Annotated in this window: 20 protein-coding genes; 7 read left to right on the forward strand and 13 right to left on the reverse strand. The window is 63.6% G+C overall.

The features are described 5' to 3' along the window. Positions 1–6: 6 nt before the first annotated feature. From LB564_RS26675 to LB564_RS26695, 5 genes are all read left to right on the forward strand, one after another. Positions 7–885, forward strand: a complete 879-nt coding sequence (locus LB564_RS26675) for an AAA family ATPase (protein WP_224542170.1) — start codon at positions 7–9, stop codon at positions 883–885. Between the two features lie 199 nt (positions 886–1,084). Then, positions 1,085–2,221 (forward strand): vWA domain-containing protein, encoded by a 1,137-nt coding sequence (locus LB564_RS26680; RefSeq protein ID WP_224542172.1) that lies wholly within the window; start codon positions 1,085–1,087, stop codon positions 2,219–2,221. Next, a complete protein-coding gene (locus LB564_RS26685) occupies positions 2,221–3,105 on the forward strand; it encodes an amidohydrolase family protein (protein WP_224542174.1) in 885 nt (294 codons plus the stop codon). Before LB564_RS26680 ends, LB564_RS26685 begins: the two co-directional genes overlap by 1 nt. Positions 3,106–3,239: 134 nt before the next feature. Continuing rightward, a complete protein-coding gene (locus tag LB564_RS26690) occupies positions 3,240–3,584 on the forward strand; it encodes a helix-turn-helix domain-containing protein (RefSeq protein WP_224542175.1) in 345 nt (114 codons plus the stop codon). Continuing rightward, positions 3,584–4,864: a type II toxin-antitoxin system HipA family toxin gene (locus tag LB564_RS26695; RefSeq protein ID WP_224542177.1), complete on the forward strand. Its 1,281-nt coding sequence runs from the start codon at positions 3,584–3,586 to the stop codon at positions 4,862–4,864. The genes LB564_RS26690 and LB564_RS26695 overlap by 1 nt, the downstream gene beginning before the upstream one ends. Positions 4,865–5,039: 175 nt before the next feature. Here the strand turns inward: LB564_RS26695 and LB564_RS26700 are convergent, their stop codons facing one another. From LB564_RS26700 to LB564_RS26755, 12 genes are all read right to left on the reverse strand, one after another. Beyond that, on the reverse strand, positions 5,040–6,305 hold the full coding sequence (locus LB564_RS26700) for an ABC transporter substrate-binding protein (protein WP_224542179.1): 1,266 nt from the start codon (positions 6,303–6,305) through the stop codon (positions 5,040–5,042). A 71-nt stretch (positions 6,306–6,376) separates the two neighbouring features. After that, complete coding sequence (locus LB564_RS26705) at positions 6,377–7,207, reverse strand: carbohydrate ABC transporter permease (RefSeq protein WP_224542181.1); 831 nt, start codon at positions 7,205–7,207, stop codon at positions 6,377–6,379. Beyond that, positions 7,204–8,127, reverse strand: coding sequence for a carbohydrate ABC transporter permease (locus tag LB564_RS26710; RefSeq protein WP_224542183.1), 924 nt, complete (start codon positions 8,125–8,127; stop codon positions 7,204–7,206). Before LB564_RS26710 ends, LB564_RS26705 begins: the two co-directional genes overlap by 4 nt. Next, on the reverse strand, positions 8,120–9,277 hold the full coding sequence (locus tag LB564_RS26715; RefSeq protein WP_224542185.1) for an ABC transporter ATP-binding protein: 1,158 nt from the start codon (positions 9,275–9,277) through the stop codon (positions 8,120–8,122). The genes LB564_RS26710 and LB564_RS26715 overlap by 8 nt, the downstream gene beginning before the upstream one ends. Beyond that, positions 9,274–10,110, reverse strand: coding sequence for a metallophosphoesterase family protein (locus LB564_RS26720; RefSeq protein ID WP_224542187.1), 837 nt, complete (start codon positions 10,108–10,110; stop codon positions 9,274–9,276). The genes LB564_RS26715 and LB564_RS26720 overlap by 4 nt, the downstream gene beginning before the upstream one ends. A 240-nt stretch (positions 10,111–10,350) precedes the next feature. Further along, a complete protein-coding gene (locus LB564_RS26725; protein ID WP_224542189.1) occupies positions 10,351–10,761 on the reverse strand; it encodes a carboxymuconolactone decarboxylase family protein in 411 nt (136 codons plus the stop codon). A gap of 396 nt (positions 10,762–11,157) precedes the next feature. Beyond that, positions 11,158–12,654 carry a sugar ABC transporter ATP-binding protein gene (locus tag LB564_RS26730; protein ID WP_224542191.1) on the reverse strand — a complete coding sequence of 499 codons (1,497 nt, stop codon included), beginning with the start codon at positions 12,652–12,654 and terminating at the stop codon, positions 11,158–11,160. Beyond that, positions 12,654–13,709 (reverse strand): SMP-30/gluconolactonase/LRE family protein, encoded by a 1,056-nt coding sequence (locus tag LB564_RS26735; protein ID WP_224542193.1) that lies wholly within the window; start codon positions 13,707–13,709, stop codon positions 12,654–12,656. Before LB564_RS26735 ends, LB564_RS26730 begins: the two co-directional genes overlap by 1 nt. After that, complete coding sequence (locus tag LB564_RS26740; protein ID WP_224542195.1) at positions 13,706–15,829, reverse strand: ABC transporter permease; 2,124 nt, start codon at positions 15,827–15,829, stop codon at positions 13,706–13,708. The genes LB564_RS26735 and LB564_RS26740 overlap by 4 nt, the downstream gene beginning before the upstream one ends. An 84-nt stretch (positions 15,830–15,913) precedes the next feature. Further along, positions 15,914–16,939, reverse strand: coding sequence for a sugar ABC transporter substrate-binding protein (locus LB564_RS26745; protein ID WP_015317085.1), 1,026 nt, complete (start codon positions 16,937–16,939; stop codon positions 15,914–15,916). 88 nt (positions 16,940–17,027) lie between these two features. After that, positions 17,028–18,014, reverse strand: a complete 987-nt coding sequence (locus tag LB564_RS26750; RefSeq protein ID WP_224542197.1) for an ABC transporter permease — start codon at positions 18,012–18,014, stop codon at positions 17,028–17,030. 271 nt (positions 18,015–18,285) lie between these two features. Continuing rightward, a complete protein-coding gene (locus LB564_RS26755; RefSeq protein ID WP_224542199.1) occupies positions 18,286–19,719 on the reverse strand; it encodes a DHA2 family efflux MFS transporter permease subunit in 1,434 nt (477 codons plus the stop codon). Positions 19,720–19,832: 113 nt separating this feature from the next. Here LB564_RS26755 and LB564_RS26760 point away from each other — a divergent pair, with 113 nt between their 5' ends. Next, positions 19,833–20,834 carry an ornithine cyclodeaminase family protein gene (locus LB564_RS26760; protein WP_224542201.1) on the forward strand — a complete coding sequence of 334 codons (1,002 nt, stop codon included), beginning with the start codon at positions 19,833–19,835 and terminating at the stop codon, positions 20,832–20,834. Next, entirely contained in the window at positions 20,831–22,348 is a 1,518-nt protein-coding gene (gene hutH, locus LB564_RS26765; protein ID WP_224542203.1) for a histidine ammonia-lyase, read from the forward strand. The genes LB564_RS26760 and hutH overlap by 4 nt, the downstream gene beginning before the upstream one ends. On the opposite strand, the gene LB564_RS26770 is transcribed toward hutH, so the two are convergent. Next, complete coding sequence (locus LB564_RS26770; protein ID WP_224542205.1) at positions 22,313–23,113, reverse strand: 3-methyl-2-oxobutanoate hydroxymethyltransferase; 801 nt, start codon at positions 23,111–23,113, stop codon at positions 22,313–22,315. The two genes, hutH and LB564_RS26770, sit on opposite strands and share 36 nt — an antisense overlap. Between the last annotated feature and the right edge of the window lie 13 nt (positions 23,114–23,126).

Here is a 23,126-nt window from a genome sequence, read left to right on the forward strand (position 1 = left end):
GCCGAAATGCCTGATGTCAACGAGGCTGTCGCGACGTCACCAGAGGCGGTGGCGCAGCATCTTGCCGCCTCGCGCTATCTCGCCGACGACAGCCTCGCCACCGCCATCTTTCTCGCCATCCGGCTGGGCAAGCCGCTGCTGCTCGAAGGCGCGCCGGGCGTCGGCAAGACGGAAGCGGCCAAGGCGATCGCCCAACTGCTCGGCCGCGATCTGGTGCGGCTGCAATGCTATGAAGGCATCGACGCCGCACACGCGCTCTACGAATGGAATTATCAGCGCCAGCTGCTCGCCATCCGCCACGCCGGCGAGCACGAGATCGACATCTATGATGACCGTTTCCTGATTGCCCGGCCGCTGCTGCAGGTGCTGAAGGCGCCGCGGCAGCGCGTGCTGCTGGTCGACGAGATCGACCGCTCGGACCATGAATTCGAGGCGCTGCTTCTCGAATTCCTCTCCGATTTCCAGATCAGCATTCCCGAGCGCGGCACGATCCGCGCCGAGGCACAGCCGATCGTCATCCTGACGTCGAACCGCACCCGCGAACTTGCCGAGGCGCTGCGCCGCCGCTGCGTCTATCACTGGATCGGCTATCCCGACGCCGAACGCGAGGCCGCGATCATCATGCTGCGCGCCGGCGATGTGGCTGAAGACACCGCGCGTGCCGTGGCGGCGGCGGTACAGACCATCCGTGCCCGCCCGCTGGCCAAGCCGCCAGGTATCGCCGAGGCGGTCGAATGGGCCAATGCCGCGACCATCCTCGAAAAAGGCGGCAGCCCCTGGCCGGAAGCCTTCCGCCGCGCCATCGGCGTGCTGATCAAGGACGAGGAAGACCTGTCCTACATCGCGCCGGAGCTTGGCCGGATTGTGGAGGAGGCGCTGGGGTGATGCGCGACCTCATTGGGCAACGCTTGCGGGACAGCGCCCCCCTCTGTCCTGCCGGACATCTCCCCCTCAAGGGGGGAGATCGGCTGTCATCCCGGCTTTCGCTAATTCGCGACATCGCGGAACCAGGCGAAGCATCGAAGCTGCCAATCTCCCCCCTAGAGGGGGAGATGTCCGGCAGGACAGAGGGGGGCGCCACGAAATGATGCGGGAAACAAGCTTGCCCCGCGCCGCGGCTCCCTTCCTCGGCTTCGCCCGGCTGCTACGCAACTATGGCTTCGCCGTCGCCCCCGAACAAGTCACCGGCTTCATGCAAGCCGTGACCCTGCTCGGCCCCCGCTCAATGGCCGATATCCGCGAGGCCGCCCTTGCCACGCTGGCGCCGCCGCCGGATCGCCGCGACGAGTTCGAGGCCCATTTCCAAAGCTATTTCCATGGCAACACGTCAGCCGTGGTCGAAGGCGAAGCCGACGAGGAAACCCGCATCAAGGATGATGGCGGCGCCGACGATGAGCGGATCGACGCCGAGCACAGTCAAGAAGGTGGCGAACTGTCCTCGGCGCTGGAGCAGTTGAGCACCCGCGACTTCCGGCGCGACGACGACAGGCTGACCGCCTTTCGCCGCCACCTGTCATCCGCCCTGCCCGCCCGCCGCTCCTTTCGTACCGTGCGCACTCATTCGCGCGGCAAGCTCGACCTGCGCCGCTCGCTGCGCGAAATCGTCAGCGCCGATGGCGATGTCCCCTCGCCGCTGCTGCGCCGCCGCCAGACCGTGCCGCGCAAGCTGCTGATCCTCATCGACGTCTCGGGCTCGATGAAGCTGCACACAGCGGACTATCTCAAGTTGGCGCATGCCGCCGTGCAGGGTGCTGACCGGGCGGAAATCTTCACCTTCGGCACGCGGCTGACACGCATCACCACGGCGTTGCGCGTCCGCGACCGGGAGCAGGCGCTGGCGCGCGCGGCCGCGCAGGTCGACGACTGGGACGGCGGCACCCGCATGGGACCGACACTGCTCGCCTTCCTCTCGGTGCCGCGCTTCTCGTCCTTCGCGCGCGGCGCCGCTGTCGTCATCCTGTCGGACGCCCTGGAGCGTGGCGGCCATGCCGAACTGGAAACGGCCATCCGCCGGCTGAGCGCCCGCGCCTTCCGGCTGTCGCTGGCGACCCCTTTGGCCGGCGACCCACGCTTCCGGCCGGAAACCGCCGCGCTCAGCGCCATCCTGCCAGTGCTCGACGATCTGGTCGACGGCTCGTCACTTGCCGGTCTCACCGATTTCATCCTGTCGCTTGCCCGCCCTGCCCCGGCGGCTGCGACACTCTGGAAAAGGGTATCCTGATGCAGAAAGCCATCGACGCGCATTTCCACATCTGGCGCCAGCAGGACCAGCCCTGGCTGGTCGGGCCGATGGTGCCGCGCATCTTCGGCCCCTACGAGCCGATCCGCCGCGATTATCCGATCGAGGAGTTTCTCGCCGACCAGCAAGGTTCTGGCGTCGAGAAGGCCGTCTATGTCCAGACCAATTGGGCCAAGGAGGATTTCGAGAAGGAAGTCGCCTTCCTGCAGAAGACGGCTGACGAAACCGGCTGGCCGCACGCCATTGTCGGCTATGCCGACATGACGGTCGACGATGTCAGGCCGCAGATCGATCGGCTGATGAAATACAGGCTGCTGCGCGGCGTGCGCATGCAACTGCACTGGCACGAGACGCCAGCCTTCCGCTTCGCTGCCTCGGCCGATCAGGTCATCGACCCCAGGGTACGCGCCAATGTCGCGCGGCTGAAGGATTACAACCTGTCCTTCGACCTGCAGCTCTTCCCTGCCCAGATGAAGGACGGGCTGACGCTGGTCGGCGAAAACCCGCAAACCAATTTCATTCTCACCCATGCCGGCATGCTGACCGGCATGGAACCGGAAACCACCGAGGCCTGGAAGGCCGGCCTGCGCATGCTGTCAGCCGCGCCCAATTTCCATGCCAAGCTCTCCGGTCTGGGCACTTTCGTCCACCGCAACGACCCGGCGCTGATCGCCTATATCGTCGACAACGCAATCGAAATATTGGGCGCCGACCACCTGATGTTCGGTTCGAATTTCCCGATCGAGAAGCTGTGGACCAGCCACGCCGAGTTGATCAAGGCGCACCGCGATGCCGTGACCAGACATGGCGCGGCCGCCGAGGCGGATATCTTCTGGAACACGGCTGAGCGGATCTACCGGCCCTGAACCGGGCTTACGGCTTTCGCTGAAGTGCGGAATTCCGCTCTTATTTCCATACAAAGCGGAATTCCGCTTGACATCTTTCTGATGATAAAATATGCGTAATTCCGCTTCTTTTCACATCAAGAGCGGAAAAGCGCATGCCCCAGTCGATTTTTCAATCCCTTGGAGCTCAAATCAAGGAAGCCAGGCAGCGTCGGCAATTAACACAACCAGCTCTTGCCGAACGACTGGGGCGGGACCGTGCACGTATTTCCGAGCTGGAACGCGATCTTGCCAAAGAGCGCATCGGACGAGACAGGCTCTCCCTGCTGGTCGATATCTGTGACGCTCTTGACCTGACGCCATTGCTTGTACCCAATTCCAAGCTTGCCGCCGCACGCGAATTGATTTCCTCCAAGAGGGTGGAGCGGGAGACATCATCCGGCCAATCCACCGCTTTCGAAGACGTGTTCGTCGACCTGTCCGATGACGGGGACAAGTAATGGAGCCAGCCGCGGTTCTGGGTGTGTATCTTTTGGATCGGCACGGCAAAAGAATCCGCGTGGGAACCCTGACGCGCGACCGCGACAGAGCCACCACCTTCGTGGTCGACGAGGCCTATCTGAGAAATCCGGATCGACCCATTCTCAGCCTCGCCTGGGTGGTGCCGGGTGACGAAGAAGCCACACGGGCACGGCTTGCGGCGCGCGGCGACAAGATAGGCCTTCACGGCTATTTGCCCCCGTGGTTTTCCGGACTGCTCCCCGAAGGGGCCCTACGCGACCTGGTTATGACTGAGATGGGACCAGGAAATCATGACCAATTCGATTTGCTGACACGACTTGGTGCGGATTTGCCAGGCGCGGTTCTAGCCACGCCGGAAACTGGGCCATCCGCTTCGGCCGGGCCGCTTCGTCTCGAAAATGCTCAAGGCATTGATCTCGTGCGCCCAGAGGGTGTTGTGAAATTCTCACTCGCTGGCGTGCAGCTGAAATTCGGCGCCCTGGCTATAGGCGACCGTCTCGCTGTCCCGGCGAGGGCCGGAGAAAGTCGCTGTATATTGAAGGTGCCTACCCCTCGATATCCTGGTTTGCCAGAGGCGGAATTTGCCGCCATGACCCTTTCCCGGATGATTGGCGTCAACACAGCGGATTGTCGCCTCATCCCAACCAGCACCATCGAATCCATTCCGGCGTCCTTTCTCGAAGGCGGCAAGCAGGCCTTCGTTGCCGATCGTTTCGACCGGCCAGGTGAAGAACAGCGCATCCATATGGAAGATGCGGCCCAGATCGTTGGGGCCACTGGAGAGCGCAAATATACGATGGCCACCTACGAAACCATCCTCAACATGATCCGCCGCTTCAGCACCGACTGGCGGGCCGACGTTATGGAGGGATTTCGCCGGATCGTTGCCGACGTCCTGATCGGAAACGGAGACGATCATCTCAAGAACTGGTCATTCTGGTTTCCCGACAATCGCGAGATAAGACTTTCGCCGGCTTACGATATTGTTCCGACCATTTTCTATGCACCCAATGACGATCTGGCACTTTGGTTTGCAGGGACACACGCATTCGCGAATGTCACCTTCAAACGGTTTCGGCGTGTTGCCGAATTCCTGAAGCTCGACCCCGACTGGATCGAGAGGGACATGAAAGCTGTCGTCAAGAAAGCTCTCGAGCTATGGCCCAGAGCATGTTTTGATCTCCTGGAGGAAACGCGGGCCAATCAAATCGTCAACCGCTTGGACACACTTGCCCTGGTGCAGGAGACAAGACGGTAGGCGCCAAATCAGCTTTTCATCTCGAATTCAGGATCGACCAGGATCTGCATCAGCCTCACCAACTGGTTGCCCTGCCATGCCAGTCCTATAATCGGCACCAGTTCGCCATACTCACGTCGGTCATGCGCTTGGGTACAGCCGCGCCGCACTGGCGCGGCCGTACCATGCCATCCCCTCACTGCGTCGGCAGCATGCCTTCGACGTCGCTTGCCGCGTCGGCGAGCGCTTCCTTGGGCGTTGCCGACTGGTCGACGATCCGCGACAGGTTGTCGACGATGGTCTGCGTCACCTTCACACCGTTGGTGCCCGGGAAGGCATACCACGGAACCATCAGCGGCATCTGGCTGAGCCCGGCCTGGAACAGCGGGTTCTTCTTGTAGAAATCGCCGAGATATTCCGGCGACTTCGCCGCCAGTTCATTGTTGGGGACATAGCCCGTGCCGGGCACAACGACAGACGCGCCATAAGGACCGGCGGCGAACTTCGCGAACTTCCAGGCGGCGTCCTGCTTGGCGGCGTCCTTGGTCAGGATGACCACGGCGTTGCCGCCGGTCGGCAGATGGCCGTTGACCGGGTCGATCAGCGGGATCTTGGCCGTGCGCAGCGTGAACTTGTCGCCGACATTCTTGATGGTGTTGACCAGCGCGCCGGTGGTCTGGAATTCGAAGCCGACCTTGCCGGCCGCGAAAGCCTGCTCGCCAGCCGGCTTGGTGAAGACCGGCATGCCGCCCTCCTTCACCATCCGCTCCAGGATCTCCATCGCTTTCTCGCCTTCCGGCCCGTTGAAGGCTACCTTGCTTTCATCCTCGTTCAGCATCTTGCCGCCGGCGCCGAACAGCAGCGCCGAAAACATCCAATCGTCGCCCTGCCACCGGAAGTCGATGCCGTCGACGCCATTGCCGAGCGCCTTGATCTTGCCGCCGAGCGCGATCACCTCGTCCCAAGTCTTGGGCGGATTGTCCGGGTCGCCGCCGGCGGCCTTCACCAGGTCGGCATTGTAATACATGATCGGGTTCGAGGTGGCGAAGGCAAGGCCGACCTGCTTGCCGTTGACCTGCGCCAGCTTCAGGATCGTGTCGGAGAAGCCGAGTTCCGCCATGTTGCCTTCCTTCTTGACCAGCGGGCCAAGGTCAACGGCAACATCGCGCTCGTTGAGCATGCGCAGGCGGTTGAGGCCGATGAAGGTGATGTCGGGCATCTCGTCGGTGCCGGCCTGGCGAAGGATGGTCTGGATGCCCTCCTCATAGGTCGCCGACGGGCTGGCGAACTGGATCTTGATGTCGGGGTTTTCTTCCATGAACTTCTTCGAGATCGTGTCCATCACGTTCTTGAAGAAGCCGGGCATGGGATAGTGGACCGTCAGCGTCGTCTCGGCATAGGCCGGAAGGGCCGCCGTAAGCGACACCGCCGCCGCGGCGAAAATCCTGGAAAAATGCTTCATTGCTCGTGCTCCTTTTTGGCCAGTCGGTTGTTGGCCCAATCAGTTGTTGGCCCAGTCAGTTGTTGGCAAGCTCAGCCTTTGAGGCCGGTCATGGTGATGCCCTCGACGAAGCGCTTCTGTGCGAACAGGAAGGCGACGACGAGTGGAAGGGTGATGATCATCGTGGCGGCCATCAGCGCGCCGTAGTCGTCGCCGGCCTCGGCGGCGCGGAAATACATCAGGCCGAGCGGCGGCGTGGCGTAGGCCTGCTTGCTGACCACGATCAGCGGCCAGTAGAGATCGTTCCAGTGCGCGACCACCGAGAAGATCGCGAAGGCGGTGACCGCCGGCCAGGCGTTGGGAACGATGACGCGGGCGACGATGCCGAGTTCGGACATGCCGTCGAGCCGCGCCGCGTGGATGAGATCGTCCGGCATGGCGCGGAAGAACTGCAGGAACATGAAGATCGCGAACACCGAAATGGTGAAGGGCGCGACCAGCGAGGTATAGCTGTTCAAGAGCGACATGCGGTCGAAGGCGACATAGAGCGGCAGCGCGGTGGCGTGGATCGGCACCAGCAGGCCGAGCATGACCAGCACCATCATCAATCGCGCGGCGCGGAATTTCAGCTTGGCCATGGCGTAGGCGCAGGGGATGGCGACCAGCACCTGAAAGAAAAAGATCAGGCCGCACACGATGACGCCGTTCCACAGCAATGTTGCCATCGGCACCTTGGCAAACGCCTTGGCAAAATTCTCGGCGAAGTAGAAGTGCTCGGGGATGAGCGACAGCGACGAGGTGAAGATGTCGCTCTGCGTCTTGCCCGCCGTGGAGATCATGAAGATGTAGGGCGCGAGGATCATCAGCGCGCCGAGCGAAAGCAGGGCGAAGCGGATGATGCGGCCGGCAGGCAGGCTGGTCATGTGTAATGCACCCGCCGGTCGAGCACGCGGTATTGGAGAAGCATCAGCACGACCAGGATCGCCAGGAAGACGACCGTCATCGCCGAGGCATAGCCGACGCGCAGATAGACGAAGCCTTCCTGGTAGATGGTGAACAGCAGCACTTCGGAGGCCTTGTTGGGGCCGCCATCGGTCAGCATCTTCACCGTCTCGAAAACCTTAACCGCATTGGTGATGCTGATGGTGACGACGAACAACGTCGTCGGCCCGAGCATCGGCCAGGTGACCAGGAAGAACCGGTCGAGCGCCGATTTCGCCCCGTCGACATGAGCGGCGGCGTAAAGTTCGCGCGGGATCGCCGTCAGGCCGGCCAGGAACAGCACCATGTTGAAACCGACCGACTGCCAGACGCCGATGATCGACAGGCTGTAAAGCACGGTGTTCGAGGCGCCGAGCCAGTTCGGGCCGGGAATGCCGACCAGCGCAAGCAACTCGTTGATCGGCCCGATCGTCGGATGGAAGAGATATTGCCAGACGGTCGCCATGGCGACGATCAGCGACGCCACCGGCAGGAAATAGACGGTGCGGAAGAAGCCGCGCGCACGCGGTTCGCCTTCGATCAGCAGGGCGACGCCGAGACCGAGGATGATCGAGACCGGTGCGACGATCGCCGTATAGACCGATGTGTTCCACAATGATTTGCGAAAGGTTCGATCGGTGATCAGATGGGCGTAGTTCTCGAAGCCGACCAGGCGGAATTTGCCGTAGCCGAGTTCGAAATCGGTGAAGCCGAGGAAGATGACGGCAGCCACCGGCAGCAGCACGAACAGCAGCAACAGCACGATCGCCGGAGCCGCCAGCAACCAGGCGGTACGGTCCTCGCTGCGCCGATGAAATGCCGCGGCAATCGAGACATTGCCCGCCAGCGCGATGCTAGACATAGGCCGGCTCCTGCCGTGCCGGCGCGGCACTTGCCGTACGCAGCCGCCGTCCCTCCGGCCCGAAGACCATGGCCTGTTCAGGGGACAGAAGGATACCCACCGGCATTCCCGCAATCAGGTCCCTCGCCTCATGCGGTGCGAGCTTGGCGATGACGGTGTCGCCGGACGCGTCGAGCCGGCAATGGGCAATGACTTCCGACCCGAGGAATTCGAGGCGCTCCAGCCGCCCGGCAAGACCGCTCCGCCCGCTGGGCGACAGCTTGACGAATTCAGGCCGGATGCCGAGGCTGACCGGGCCATTCGCCACCTTCTCCAGCAGGGCAAGCCGGATGCCTTGGAAATCGACACGGCCGGCGTCGGCGAGCGCGGGCAGGATGTTGATCCTCGGCTGGCCGACGAAACGGGCGACCTCGATATGGGCGGGATCGTTGTAGATCGCCTCGGGCGCGGCGAGTTGCAGCAGATTGCCGCCGATCATGACGGCCACGCGGTCGGCCATCGACAGCGCTTCGGCCTGGTCATGCGTCACATAGAGCGTCGGCACGCCGGCGCGGCGGTGCAGTTCGACGATCTCGCCGCGCGCATGGACGCGCAGATTGGCATCGAGGTTGGAAAGCGGTTCGTCCATCAGGAAGATCGAGGGATGGCGCACCATGGCACGGGCCAAGGCCACGCGCTGCCGCTGCCCACCCGACATCTGACCAGGCTTCCGGTCGAGCAGATGGTCGATCTTGAGCACGGTCGCCATCTCGCGCACGTCCCGCGAAATGCCGGCGCGGATCTCTTTCTGTCCTGGCAGGAACGAACCGACCAGCGGCAGGCGCTGCGTCCGGCTCAACCGCTTCATGGCCAAGGGAACCGCGATGTTCTGGCCGGCCGTCAGATGCGGATAGAGCGCGTAGGACTGGAACACCATGGCGATGTTGCGGTCGGCCGCCGCGACCGCCGACATGTCCCTGCCGCCGACGAAGATCTCGCCGCTGTCGGCATGATCGAGCCCGGCGAGAATGCGCAGCAAGGTGCTCTTGCCGCAGCCCGAGGGACCGACCAGGGCGATGAACTCGCCCGCTTCGACATCGAGGCTGACACCGTTCAGAATGGCGTTGCCACCGAAGGACTTCTTCAAGTCGCGAAGCGAGAGCGCGCTCATGATGCGACTTTCTTGCGGACCTTGTGCGCCTCGTGCGGGTAAACCTCCTCGACCACGTCATCGAGGACATGCACGGTCATGCCGGGGATGGCGACGATCTCGCTGGTGACGGTGTCGCCGAATTCATGCGCGACTGCGCCAAGCAGCCGCTCGCCCGGCATGTCGCGCTCCATGTCGCCGACGACAAAGGCCGCCGACGGACCCCAGACCAGCGAAGTGTTTCGGTATTTGCCTTGCCATGCCCGGTGCAGGTGCCCGCTGGCGAACAGCGCGACATCGTGGTCCGCGATCAGGTCGTAGAGACGTCGGCGCTGTGCCGGGCGGATGCTCCAGTAACCGGTGTCGCCCTCGCCCGGCTCATCGATGAACAGCGGCTTATGGGCGAAAATAGCGATGCGTCGGCCGCCACGGCTTTCCAGCGCCGCGCGCAGCCATTCGAACAGGCTTTCGTCCTCGGCATCGTCAAAGCCCATCAACAGGCTGTCGAGCCCTATGAATCGCCAGTTTCCGGCGTCCTCCATCCAATAATCGGGACCGACCAGCCGGCGCCAGCGCTCAAGACGTTCCGCATTGACCGGCTGCAGCGAGCCGGGCAGATGGCCGACATCGTGATTGCCGGGCACGAGCAGCATCGGGACCGAGATTTCCCGCATCAGATCCATGCAGAAGCTGATGTCGTCGTCCTTGTCGGCGCCGTCGACGCTCAGATCGCCGGTATGGACGACGAGGTCAGCGCCGCTCTGCTCGATCCAGGCCGCGAGCGGCTGCCAATTGCCGTTGAAATGCGGCTTGGTCGGGCTGAAATGGGTATCGGTGATCTGGACGATTTTCATGCCGGCTCCACTGCGAGAGCCGGCTGCCGGAGAACCACCGGCGCGCAACTTCGCGTGGGGTCTCCTTAGTGCCGTTACATGTCACTTCCTTAACAGGCTGGGGACAAATGTTCGCGCCGCGCCGATGGGCCGGCTGGCCGCCGGTGCGGTTCAGCGTTTGATAGAATTTCCGAACCGCTCCAATCCTTCGTTTTTACGCAATTCGGATGGAAAGCCGTATGCGCCTTCCCGGAAATGGCTCTAGCTTTTCACCTCGAATTGCGGGTCGACCGGGATCTGCATCGCCGTCACCAGATGGTTGGTGTGGCCGGCGAGGCCGATGATCGACGCCAGCTCGCCGTGCTGCGCGTCGGTCATTCCCTTGGCACGGGCGGCGGCCGTGTGCGAGTGCACGCAATAGGAGCAGCCATTGGCCGTCGACACCGCGATGTAGATCATTTCCTTGGTCAGCGGATCGATCGCGCTGTCGGCGACCATCACCACCTTCAACTGTTCCCAGATCCGCTTCAGCGCCGCCGGATCATTGGCCAGCCCACGCCAGAAATTGTTGACGAAATCCGATTTGCGCGTTGCCCTGATGTCGTCGAACACCGCCTTCACCGCCGGGATTTTTTCGACCTCGGCATCGCTGAGGAGTCTTGTGGTGGCCATGATCTGGTCCTTTCGTTTGGATGAATTAGGTCGTTGAATCAAGTTTCGAGCAAATATGGCTAACCGACTTTTTTGCCTCAGTTTTTGGCGCTCAACGGCGCAGGACATTGAAGGTCGGCCGAAGTACCCAAACTTCGTCATCCCTGGGCGGAGCAGGCGCGAAGCGCCGTCGCGAAGACCCTGGGATCCATTCCGTGACTTTCACCGTAGAGCGCGGCGGAGCCAAATCCTGCACCGCAGCAGCACATCTAAGTCCCGGCATGGATCCCTTGGGCTGCAGGGCAGCTCCAGGGGGCTGCGCCGCGTCTCTTCGCTCCTTGCTACGCCCCAGGATGACGAAGGGGTGGGCGTTTTCGCCAATTGCCAACGTGCATGTACCGCCAAGCCTCAGCGAATCTAATGCACCGCCGCATACATGATCTTCTCCTCCGTCGCCTCCGCCGGTGAAAACTCCTCGACGATCCGGCCTTGCCGGCAGACAAGAATGCGGTCCGACAGGTTCATGATCTCCGGCAGATAGGACGAGATCACCACCACGGCCAGGCCCTCGTCGGCCAGCCGGTTGATGATCTGGTGTATCTCGGCGATCGCGCCGACATCGACGCCGCGCGTCGGCTCGTCGAAGATGACGATGCGCGGCTGCTGCACCAGCCCCTTGCCGATCACCACCTTCTGCTGATTGCCGCCGGAGAGTTCGACGACGCGCGCATTGTCGTTGATCGCCTTGATGTTGAGTGTTTTCGTCCATTCCGCCGAAAGCTGCCGCATCTCCTGCTGGTTGATCGCCCAGGCCTTTTCACGGCCCGCCGCCAGCAGCCCGCCGAACAGGTTCTCGGCAATCCCCATCGTTTCGAAGATGCCCTCGCTCTTGCGATCCTCGGTGACATAGACGATGCCGTCGGCCACGGCTTCGCTCGGCACGAGATAGCGCACCGGCCTGTCGTTCAGTTCGATCGCGCCACCGCGAAGGAAGTCGCGTTTGTAGATTCCTGACACGATCTTGAAGGTCTCGGTGCGGCCGGAACCGATCAGCCCGAACACACCGGTGATCTGGCCCTCGAAGATCGAGAACGAAGTGTTGCGCACGACATTGCTCATCGAAATGTCCTGCACCGAGAGCACTTTCTTGCCGGCCTTGCGCAGCCTGGCCTCGTCACGCTGGCGATAGATCTGGCCCGACAGCGTGCGTCCGACCATGGCGGCGACAATTCTGTCGCGGTCGAAGGCCGAGGTGTCGTCGGTGATGACCAGTTCGCCGTCGCGCAGGATGGTGATGCGATCGGCGATGGCGAGCGCCTCTTCCAGCGCGTGGCTGATGAAGACGATCGACACGCCGCTCGCCTTCAGCCTCCGGATCAGCGCGAAGAAGTGGCGCTTTTCCTCCGGTGTCAGCGTCGCTGTCGGTTCGTCGAAGATGATGATCTCGGCATTGTGGTGCACGGCGCGCGCGATCTCGACCATCTGCCGCTTGGCGGCGCCCAGTGTTGCCACCATGGCGTTGGGATCGACGGGAAAATTCAGCGACTGCAGGAACTGCTGTGCTGAAATATACGTGCCGCGCAGCCGGTTGAGGAATTTTTCAGTACCGAGATAGAGGTTCTGCGCCACCGTCATCGACGGCACCAGGCTGGTCTCCTGGAACACCATGGCAATGCCCGCCTCGAGCGCGGCATGCGGTGAGGCGTAGGCAATCTCCTGGCTCTTGTGAAACATCTTGCCCGAGGTGGCGTCGACCACGCCGGCGATGATCTTGGTCAGTGTCGATTTTCCCGCACCGTTCTCGCCGAGCAGCGCATGGATTTCGCCCTTGCGCAGCTCGAAGGTGACGTTTTTCACCGCCGGCACGCCGCGGTAATTCTTGGTGACGTTCTCGAGGCGAACGATCGGTTCCATCAGAAACCTCCCGAGGCAAGGTCGACGGCCAGCACGCAATCGCCGCCCTTCGAAGCGATCAACAGCCTGCCATCCCATTCCGCCACGCTACAGATGCCGTGGCGCGTGCCGTTGGCGCGGCTGTGCAAGCTGAATTGCGGCTGCATGTTTTGATCGAGCCTGACCACCAGCCCGTAGGAGCGGCTCGGCGACCACGGCTTGTGGATGCCCATGGTGCGGATGCCGCCGCATTGCAGCGGTTCGAGGAAGCTGCGGTTGGACGCCAGCGCCGGCGCGATCCAGTAGGCCGGCGGCACCTGTCCGATCATGTCCTGGCGATAGTGCGTCTCCTGCAGCACGAATTCGATCAGCCGGTTGCGCGGCGCGAACAGGGTAAGCCATGCGCCGCCATCGGCGGCAGGCGCGAGCCGCGCGGGATAGCCGGGCAGATGCGTCAGCACGGTCGAGCGATTGCCGATCGTGCCATCGAAACGGACAAGCTGATGGCGCCAGCTCTCGCTCACCAGCACGTCTCCGCCGAGGGCATGGAGCCCATAAGGGAACGCGATGTCGCCCGCCAGCCTGCGGAACTCGCCGCCTGCCGCATCCCGCTCCCAAAGCGAACCGGACGCGCCCTTCTTCATCAGATCGGCCGCCCATTGCGAAGGCGCGTGCTCGGCCGACCCGTTGGCCAGCCATAGCGTGCCGTCCTCGGCATAGGCGAGCGCGGTGATGCAGCTGACACCAGCCGGCAGCGAAATCTCCTTGCCTGATATCAGCAGCTTGCCGGTTTCCAGCCCCACCGTCAGTTCACCCGACGGCGACAGAGCCAGCGCGGTGATTGGGGAAGGAAAGGTTTCGACAAGCTTGGGCTCGGTGCCGGCGGCAATCGCGTGGATGGCGTTGCCGCTGGAGGCCAGAAGGCGACCATCGGCAACCAGCAGATTGTCCGGCTCGGTCAGTTCGACGAATACAGGCGCATCATCCAGCCGCGTATTGGGCCGAAAGGCGCCGTCGAGCGGCGGGATGGTGACCGCCTTGCCGCGAAACAGGTCAAGCACAGGATCGAGGATCACAGCTTCGCCCCCCAGTAGGAAGCGGGGCTGGTCCAGTTCGGGTCGGCCCCCGATATCTTGTAGCGGCCGACGCGGTTGTTGAGGATGCCGCCGACGAACAGATATCCCTTGTGTTCGCGCATCGAGGTGACCATCGGGTGCGCGCCGCCTGTCAGGTCGCCCATCGCCTCGACGATGCCGCCCTTCTCGTTGAACTTCACCACGCCCCCGGTGTTGATGTTGGGGAACAGCCATTCGTCCTGCGGCAGCCGGCGCGTCATGCGCTTGCGCATGTCGGGGTGGCGCAGCGAGAGGTCGAAGCTCGGCGTGCGCATGCCCAGCCACGCCATCCAGTAATTGCCGTCGGAGGCGCGGTTGATGTTGTCGGGATAGCCCGGCATGTCGCGGATGACGCATTCGGCGGTGCCCGCCTTCGGTCCTTCCAGCCAGTAGCGATGCACGCGGCAGGCCCAGCTTTCGGCGAAGAACAGCGACTTGCCGTCATGCGCCATGCACACGCCGTTGGTGTAGCGGTAGCCGTCGAGCAGCGTCCTGGTCGAGCCGTCGCGGGGGTCGTAGACCAGCAGTCGGCCGGTAGCGCGGTTCTCGATCGAGTCCAGCGCCCAGTCGTGCGCGTCATAGCGCTTGGTCGAGTCGGTGAAATAGATGCGCCCATCGGGCGCGATGTCGCAATCATTGGGATCGCGCAGCCGCGCATCGTCGACGATCGAGGTCCAGGAGCGCGACGTCTCGGCCGACAGGCGCTTTACTTCCCGTTCCGGCGACACCGAATAGAGTCCCATGGCGCCGACGCAACTGATCAGGTTGCCCGATTTGTCAAACGCCAGCCCCAGCGGGAAGCCGCCAATGTGGGCAAAGACCTCCGACCTGACATAATCCGGCGCGAAGAAGCGGACGATCTCGCCATGGCGCGTGCCGCAATAGAGATTGTCGTCGCGGTCGAGGATGACGTCTTCCGGCCCCTCCAGTTCGCCAAGCCCGATATGGTCGGCGGCGGACAACCGGTTGTCGAGTGCGTAAGGCGTGCCGGAGCCCGGCACCGCGGATTGTGTCTCGCCCATCTTGAGATAGACTGGCGCGACATAGACCTCGTTCAGCACCTTGTGGCGGTTCTTCAGCCAGCGGATATCGATGGTCACCGCAACCGCCAGCATGATGCCAAGCACCATCTGGTTGGTGCCCGTGCCGTAGCCGAGCCGGATCAGTCCATTGGTCATGGTCAAGACGATGATGGCGCCCATCAGGCCCTTGACCACCGAGCCGCGCCCGCCGCCGAGGCTGACGCCGCCGACCACCGCCGCCGTCAGCGCCATGATTTCGAGATTGAGGCCTGTGCCCGGCCCTGCTCCGCTCAGCCGGCAGGCGATGAGAAAGCCGCCGATCGAGGCGCAGAAACCGGAAAAGACATAGGTCATGAACACGGTGCGGCGCACGCGGATGCCGGCATTGTGCGCCGAGCGCCTGGAGCCGCCGACCGCCAGCACATGCCAGCCCGGCCGCGAGCGCGTCAGCGCGATATGGGTGACGATGGCCAGGATGATCGCCAGCCAGACCGAGACCGAGAGCCCCCAGAAGGTGCTGTCGCCGATGAAATCGAGCACGTCGGACGTAGCGGTCGAAAGCTGCACGTCGGCGGCATAGGTGGTGACCAGGATGTCGAACAGCGCCCGCCCGAAGATGAAGGTCACCAGCGTGGTGAGGAAGGCGCGCAGCCTGAGATAGCCGACGAGGTAGCCGTTGATGGCGCCGAAGACGAGACCCATGGCGAGCGACGCGGCCAGCGCCAGCCAGATCGACTGTTCGAGAATGAAGAAGACATAGACGGCGGAAAAACAGGACAGCGCGAAGATCGAGCCGACCGAGAGATCGATACCGCCGCCCAGCATCACCACGGTCATGCCTGTGACCACCATCGAGAACTCGCCGAGCTGGCGGGTCGATTCCTGCAGGGAAGAGAGCTTGAAGAAGCCCGGAATGATCGAGCCGAATGTCGCCAATGTCACCACCAGCGCCAGGAAAGGAATGGCGTTGTCGGTCCACCGCTTGGTCAGGATCTCGCCGACCAGATGGTCGGGCACGAGATTGTAGCGCCAGGACTGGAGGCGTTCGCGAAAGGTCATCAGGTCACTGCGGCAAGAGAAACGAGAGAAAGAGGTGGCCGGACGATCCGGCCACCTCGTTGATGTCTTCAGGAGACGATCGGCTTATTTCGCCGCCGCTTCGGCTTGCAGCGCCTTCAGGTCCCAGCAGCTGTCGGGCTTGAGGTCGGCCTTGGTTGTCGCCTTCTCCAGCGTGTAGATGTAGGTGTGCGAGGTGCCGGCCGGCTGGCCGCTCTGCAGCAGGAATTTGATGATGGCGTTCATGTCGCCCGACTGGCGAGCAAGATCGGTCATCACCACGGCGCCATAGGTGCCGTCGTTCAGCTTGTCGCAATCGGCAGCCTTTTCGCCGCCGCCGGTGGTGACCAGGAAGACCTTGCCGTCGAGCTTGGCGTCGCGGATCGCGGCCGATGCGCCGGTCGCGTCACCATCCCAGAAGTCGATGATCGAGCAGATGTCGGGATTCTGCTGCAGCATAGTCGTGGTCACGTTGCGCGAGGTCGTCGCATCCCAGTTGGAGTCGGGCTTGGCCACGACCTTGAAGTCGGGATGCTTGTCCAGCACCTTCATGATGCCGGCATATTGGTAAAGGCTGGAAGAGTTGGCCTGGTCGCCCTGCACCAGCCCGATCTTCTTGGACGAGTTCTCACCGCAGCCCTTGATCGCGGCTTCCGCCTCGAGTTGCCCGAGCCGGTCCCAGTCGCTGCCGACGAAGGCATCGGCCGGGAAATTCGCCGGATTGTCGACCAGGATCACATAGGTGCCGGCGGCTTGTGCCTTCTTCATCAACTTGGAATAGGAGTTGAGGTCCGGCGCATGGATGATCAGCACGTCTGGTCTGGTGTCGGACGAGATCGCATCGGTGATCGCCTGCGCGCCGGCGTCGACCACCCAGTTCGGATCGCGCGTCTCGAACGTGCCGCCCCAGGCCTCGACTTCCTTCTTCAGGTAATGCGCCCAACCCTGCGCCAGGTCGAAGCCCATGGCCAGCGGCACCAGCATGACGCGCTTGCCCTTGAGTGCCTGCGCGTAAGCCGCCGGACCCGGATCGTCGGCGGCGAAGGTCGGCGCCACGAAGGCGGTGACGGCAAGGGCCGTGGCCGCCGCCATGAGTGTTCTGATCAGTTTCATTATCTCATCCTCTGGTTCGGTTTCATTGCCGGCCGATCGCCCCGATCGCACCGGGTACCCCAGAGCAAGATGGGCTAGCCCATCTGCCCTAAATGTCGCCCTGCTGCGCGGTCTGTTCGTCGCGCGGATTGATGATGCCGTCGACGATGATGGCGCCGAGCAGGATCGCCGCCTTGATCAGGTTCTGGTAGAGCAGCGGAATGTCGATGATGGTCATGGCGTTGAGCAGGATGCCGATCAGTGCCGCGCCCACCAGCACGTTGCGCACCCCGCCTCGCCCGCCTGACAGGCCGATGCCGCCGATAACCGCCACCAGCACGATGTCGTAGAGCAGCGTCGAGTTGACGACCCGCGTGTTGATCGAATGCAGGCTGGCCGCCGTCAAAAGGCCGGCGATCAGCGCCACGAAGGCGGAGAGCACATAGCGCAGCACCAGCATGGGCCGCACCGGAATGCCGATGTTGCGGGCGGCCACCGGATTGTCGCCGGCGAAATAGATATAGCGGCCCCATTTGGTGTAGCGCAGGAACAGGAAGAACAGGAAGGCGAGCCCCGTGAACACGAACACCTCGATCGGGATGTCGAGGAAGCGCAGACCGCCGAGCAGCTCCACCCAATGGCCCTGCGGCACCGGCACCGCGTCCTGCGTGATCAATTGCGAGCGGACATAGCCGAAGACGAAAGAGCCGGTCGCCAGCGTGACGAAGATCGCCGGCACATCGGCATAGGCGACCAAAAAGCCGTTGAGCAGGCCGATGGCGAGCACGCCCGCCAGAACATAGGCGAAGGCCAGCCCGTCGGAAGTGCCGGTGTTGAGCAGTTGCAGATACCAGGCTACCGACATCGCCATGATCGCCACCGCCGACAGGTCGATGCCGCGGCCGATGATGACGACAGCCATGCCGAGCGCCAGTATGCCCAACACCGAGACCGAGCGGACGATGGCGACGAGATTGTTGGGATCGATGAAGCCAGGCAGGCCGATGGCCGCGGCGACGAACAGCACCACCGCTATGGCAAAGACAATGCCTTCCTGATTCAGGCTCCTGAAGTTCAGCCAGCCGGCCATGTTCATTGTCTGCTTTCACCCCGATGGCAGCGCTGCCACCCCAGGAAAGAAAGCTAATCGGCTCAACGCCGGTTCGTCAAATGAATCCGCGCTCGGAACAAGGTCTGGCGGCGAGATTCTTGGAGTGGACGCATTGATTGGCAAAACTGGCGCAATGCCCGGAAACTCCAGCGCTTTTGGCATTCGTTTGCGTCATTGTCCGCACCCGCGAATGCGCCATACCAAGGCGAAAGGCGAAGACGGAATTTAACCCCGCGATGGGCGGGAAAATTCGATTTCAGTTCCCGGCAAAATGGCCTGAGACCTCGGCGCCGGCGGTCCTCGGCAACACCAGGAAACGGAACGCCGCCACCAGCCCGATGGCGCCGATCACCAGGAAGGCTGCTCGAAAATCGACGAGATCGAGCGCCGGCCGATCCCTTGCGATCTGCGACAGGTTCAAGATCGCCGCCGCCACCGCGACGCCGAACAGCATCGCCACCTGCTGCAGCATCGACGACAGCGTCGCCGCCGAACTGCGCTGCCCGGCGGCGATATCGGCGAAGGCCAGCGTGTTGAGCGCGGTGAACTGCATCGAGCGCGTCAGGCCGGCAATCAGCATCAGGGCCACCACCAAGGCCTGCGGCGTCTGCGGCGAGATCGCCGCGCACGCCATGATCGATGCGGATGCGATGATGCCGTTGACGACCATAACCGAGCGAAAGCCGAAGCGGCGCAGCGTTGGCGTCGTCACCGTCTTCATGCCGAGATTGCCGAGGAAATAGGCCAGGATCATCATGCCGGCATCGACCGGCGAGAGGCCGAAACCGACCTGGAACAGCAGCGGCAGGAGGAACGGCGTGGCGTTGATCGCCACCCGGAAGATGGTGCCGGCGGCAAGCGTCGAGACGGCGAAGGTCTGCACCTTGAACGAGGAGAGATCGAGCAGCGGATGCGGCGCGCGCCTGAGATGGCGCACCGCCAGCCAGCCGATGAGCATGCCCGCAGCGATCAGCCCCACCGTCGGCAAGGCGCCATCCTCGGGGTGCGCGATGCGTTCGAGGCCATAGAGCAGGCAGGCGAGCCCGAGCGAGGTCAGGAAGAACCCCGGCCAGTCGAGCGGTTTGGGATCGGCTTCACGATCACCGGGGATGAAGCGGGCGACCAGCGCCAGCCCGATCAGCCCAAGCGGAATGTTGATGAAGAAGTTCCAGTGCCAGGACAGGTAGGTGGTGATGAAACCACCAAGCACCGGGCCGACGACAGGCGCAAACAGCGCCGGCCAGGTGATCAGCGCCGTGGCGTTGAGCAATTCGGATTTGGACGCGTTGCGCAGAACGAGAATTCGGCCGACCGGCGTCATCAGCGCGCTGCCCAGGCCCTGCACGGCGCGGGCAACGACGAACTGGGTCAGGTCTTGCGAAAAGCCGCAGGCGAGTGACGCCAGCGTGAACAGCGCGATGGCCACGAGGAAGATGTTGCGCGCGCCGAAGCGGTCGGCGAGCCAGCCCGACAGCGGCACGAACACCGCCATGGTCAGCATGTAGACGGTGATGCCGATGCTCATCGCCACCGCCGGCACGCCGAAGGAAGCGCCCATCTGCGGCAGCGAGGTCGAGATGATCGTCGAATCCAGCAGCTGCATGAAGAAGGCGATGGCGACGATCAACGCCACACGCCGCGAATTCCCGGCTGGTTCGGCTGAAGCTTCGGTCTCGGAAATGGCAGTCATGACGGACCGCTTGAACAGCATTTGGCCGACGGCGTCCAGATAACAGCCAACAAACTTTCGTGTCGCGTCGCGGCCTGTTATGGAGGAGCGGGGTGGCCGAGGAACGCAGACGCATGAAGCCTATCTATATCGACTACCTCAATGCCCTCGACATCGAAGCCCTTGCCATGACCGATGCCGAGATCGTCGGCGCCGTCGAGGCCGGGCTCATCGCGCAAGGCAAGGGCCAGACGGTGATCGAGCCGCGTGTCCACCTCGAACCCGACCCGTCCTTCCACGGCCATTTCAATGTTCTGCGTGGCTACGTCGCGCCGCTCGACACGGCGGGCGTAAAAATCGTCGGCGACTATGTCGACAACTATCTGCACGGCCTGCCCTCGGAATTCGGCATCCTCAATCTGTTCGATCCGCGCACCGGCACGCCGCGCGCCATCCTCGACGCCACCGTCATCACCGACATGCGCACCGGCGCCGTCACCGCCATCGGCGCCAAGCACCTGGCGCGCAAGAAATCCAAGGTGCTCGCCCATATCGGCGCACGCGGCACCGCGTACTGGAATGTTCGCCTGCTCGACCATCTCTTCGATTTCGACGAAATCCGCGTCCATTCGCGCCGGCCGGAAAGCCGCGACGGCTTTGCCGCGAAGCTCGCCGCCGATCTCGGCAAGCCTGTCAACGCGGTCGCCGACTGGGAGAGCTGCGTCAAGGGCGCCGACATTGTCGTCGAGGCCTCGCGCCTGCCCGAGCCGCAACCCCTGCTCAAGACCGAATGGATCAAGCCCGGCGCCTTGGTGGTGCCCTATGGTACGATGAGCGCGGTGGAGCTGTCGCTGACCGACATCATGCAGAAGGTGGTCGTCGACGACTGGGGCCAGTGCAAGGGTGGCAAGTTCGGCTCGTTGCGTGCCCATGTCGAGACGGGGCGGCTGAGCGAGACGACGCTGCATGCCGAACTCGGCCAGATCGCCGCCGGCCTGAGGCCGGGACGGCAGAGTGACGACGAAACCATCCTGTTCTGGCACCGGGGCATGTCGCTGTCCGACATCGCGCTCGGCAAGGCGATGCTGGCCAAGGCGCAAGCGCAAGGCATCGGCCAGAGGCTGCGTTTCGCATGAGCGCGCTCGTCCTCACCGGGACCGGCGTCAGCGTCGGCGTCGTCGCCGCCGTCGCCCGCGAGGCGCGCAAGGTGGAAATCGGAGCCGAAATCATCGGCAGGCTGGAGAAGGCGCGAAAGGTGCTCGACCAGGCCGCAGCCTCCGGCCAGCAGATCTACGGTCTGAACACCGGGCTCGGCGCCAATCTCGGCACATCGGTCGAGGGAGACGCCAGCGCCTTCCAGCGCCAGTTGCTCGAAGGCCGCAGCGGCGCGGTCGGCGAAGCGCTGCCGGTCGAGGCCGTGCGGGCAACCATGCTCGCCCGCCTGACAATGCTTTCGGCGGGCGGCTCCGGCCTGTCGCCCGCCGTTTTTGTCGCTTTGGTCGATGTGCTCAACGCCGGTGTTCATCCTGTGATGCCGTCGCTGGGGTCGATCGGCGCCGGCGACCTGGTGCTGATGACCGCGATCGCCCGCCTGCTGATCGGCGAAGGCGAAGCCGATTACCAGGGCAGGCGCATGCCGGCGGCCAAGGCGCTGATGATGGCCCGCCTCGCTCCGATCGGCCTGGCGCCCAAGGACGGGCTGTCGCTGATCAACGCTTCCGCTGTCTCCACCGGCGGCGGCGCGCTTGTGGTTACGGACGCGCTGTCGGCCCTTGACCAGCAGCAGCAGGCCGGCGCGCTGACCATGGAAGGGTTTGGCGCCAACCGCACCATCCTCGATCCCCGCCTGCACATGGCGCGGCCCGCTGCCGGTCAGCAGGAAGCCGCCAAGGCGCTGCACGATCTTCTCGCCCGCGACGAAGCACCGGCGCCCACCACCATACAGGATCCGCTGTCGATCCGCTGCATGCCCTCGATCAATGGCGCGCTGATCGAGGCGATCGGCCAGGCAAAACGCGCCGTCGAGATCGAACTCAATGCCGCCGCCGACAACCCGTTGGTTCTGGGCGATGACGAGCTGGTGCTGTCGACCGGCAACTTCCACACCGCTTCGCTGGCGCTTGCCTTCGAGACGCTAAGCCTGGCCATCGCCCAGTGCGCCGCCGCCAGTGCGGCCCGCTTCATCCAGCTCACCGGCTCGGGCCGCAACGGCCTGCCGAAATATCTGTCGCCGGTCGGCGGCGCCTCGGCCGGTTTCGTGCCGCTGCAGAAGACGGTGACGTCGATCCTGGCCGCCATCCGCCACAAGGCCAATCCGGTGATGCTCGATTTCCTGCCCGTCTCGGAAGGCGTCGAGGATCACGCCACGCAGACGCCGCTGGCGGTTTCGAAATGCGCTGACATGATTGCGCTGTGGCGGCGGCTGATCGCCTTCGAGCTGATGGCCGCCGCCCAGGCCGTCGACCTGCGTGAAGGGTTGACGCTGGCGCCGCGCACGTCAGCCGTCCACACGGCGATACGCGCGCTCGTCCCTTCCCTGAAGGAGGACCGGCCGCTCGGCATCGATGCGGAAGCACTCCACGCAGCGCTCGCCGGCAATGCGTGGCGGCCGGCTCTAGCTCCGGCCGACCTTGTCGAGAAACAGGCGTAGCTCGGTCGGGTCCATGTGCACGATGTGCCTGTCCTCGGGATAGGCGCCGCTGTTGACGTCGGCGACATATTCGGAGAACGCCGCCACCCGTTCCGCCTGCAGCCGGTCATACTCGGCGGCGAAGTTGCGGTAGACCTTGGAGTGGCGGGGCATGTGGCCTCTGTTCTGGCCAAGGATGTCGTCGGCGAACAAATATTGCGCGTCGCAACCGGTGCCCGCGCCCATCGACAGCATGATCAACGACGTCCGCTCCGAGATCGCCTTCGCCACTTCGACCGGCACAACTTCTATTTCGGCGCCGATGGCGCCCACGGCCTCCAACTGCTTTACCGCCTCGAACACCTGCATGGCCGCGTCTGCGGACTTGCCGACCGCCTTGAACCCGCCTGTCCAGGTCGCTCGGGACGGAATGAGGCCGACATGACCGATGACCGGAATGGCGTCGTCCGCCATGCGCTTGATCGTGGCATAGCCCGCGCTGCAATAGACCGCATCGGCGCCAGCCTTGTAGAGCCGGAAAGCCCAACGCAGGAAATCGTCCGACGTGCCGATCTCGTAGAAATTGTCGCCCGGCATGGTGAACAGGCTGGGTGCCGCATCGCGGTATTGCGGGTTGAGCACCAGCTCGGGCGGCACCGAGACAATGTCGACCCCTGCCCGATCGGCGGCTTCCGCCTCATCGAGCGTCAGCACGCGCAGCATGGTCAGCTGCCGCTTGCCCTTCATGGCGCGCAGATCGGCGACTGTCGGTCTTTTTCGGCTCATCGAACTCTTGTCC

The sequence above is a fragment of the Mesorhizobium sp. ES1-6 genome (assembly GCF_020164775.1).
Classification (GTDB): Bacteria; Pseudomonadota; Alphaproteobacteria; order Rhizobiales; family Rhizobiaceae; genus Mesorhizobium.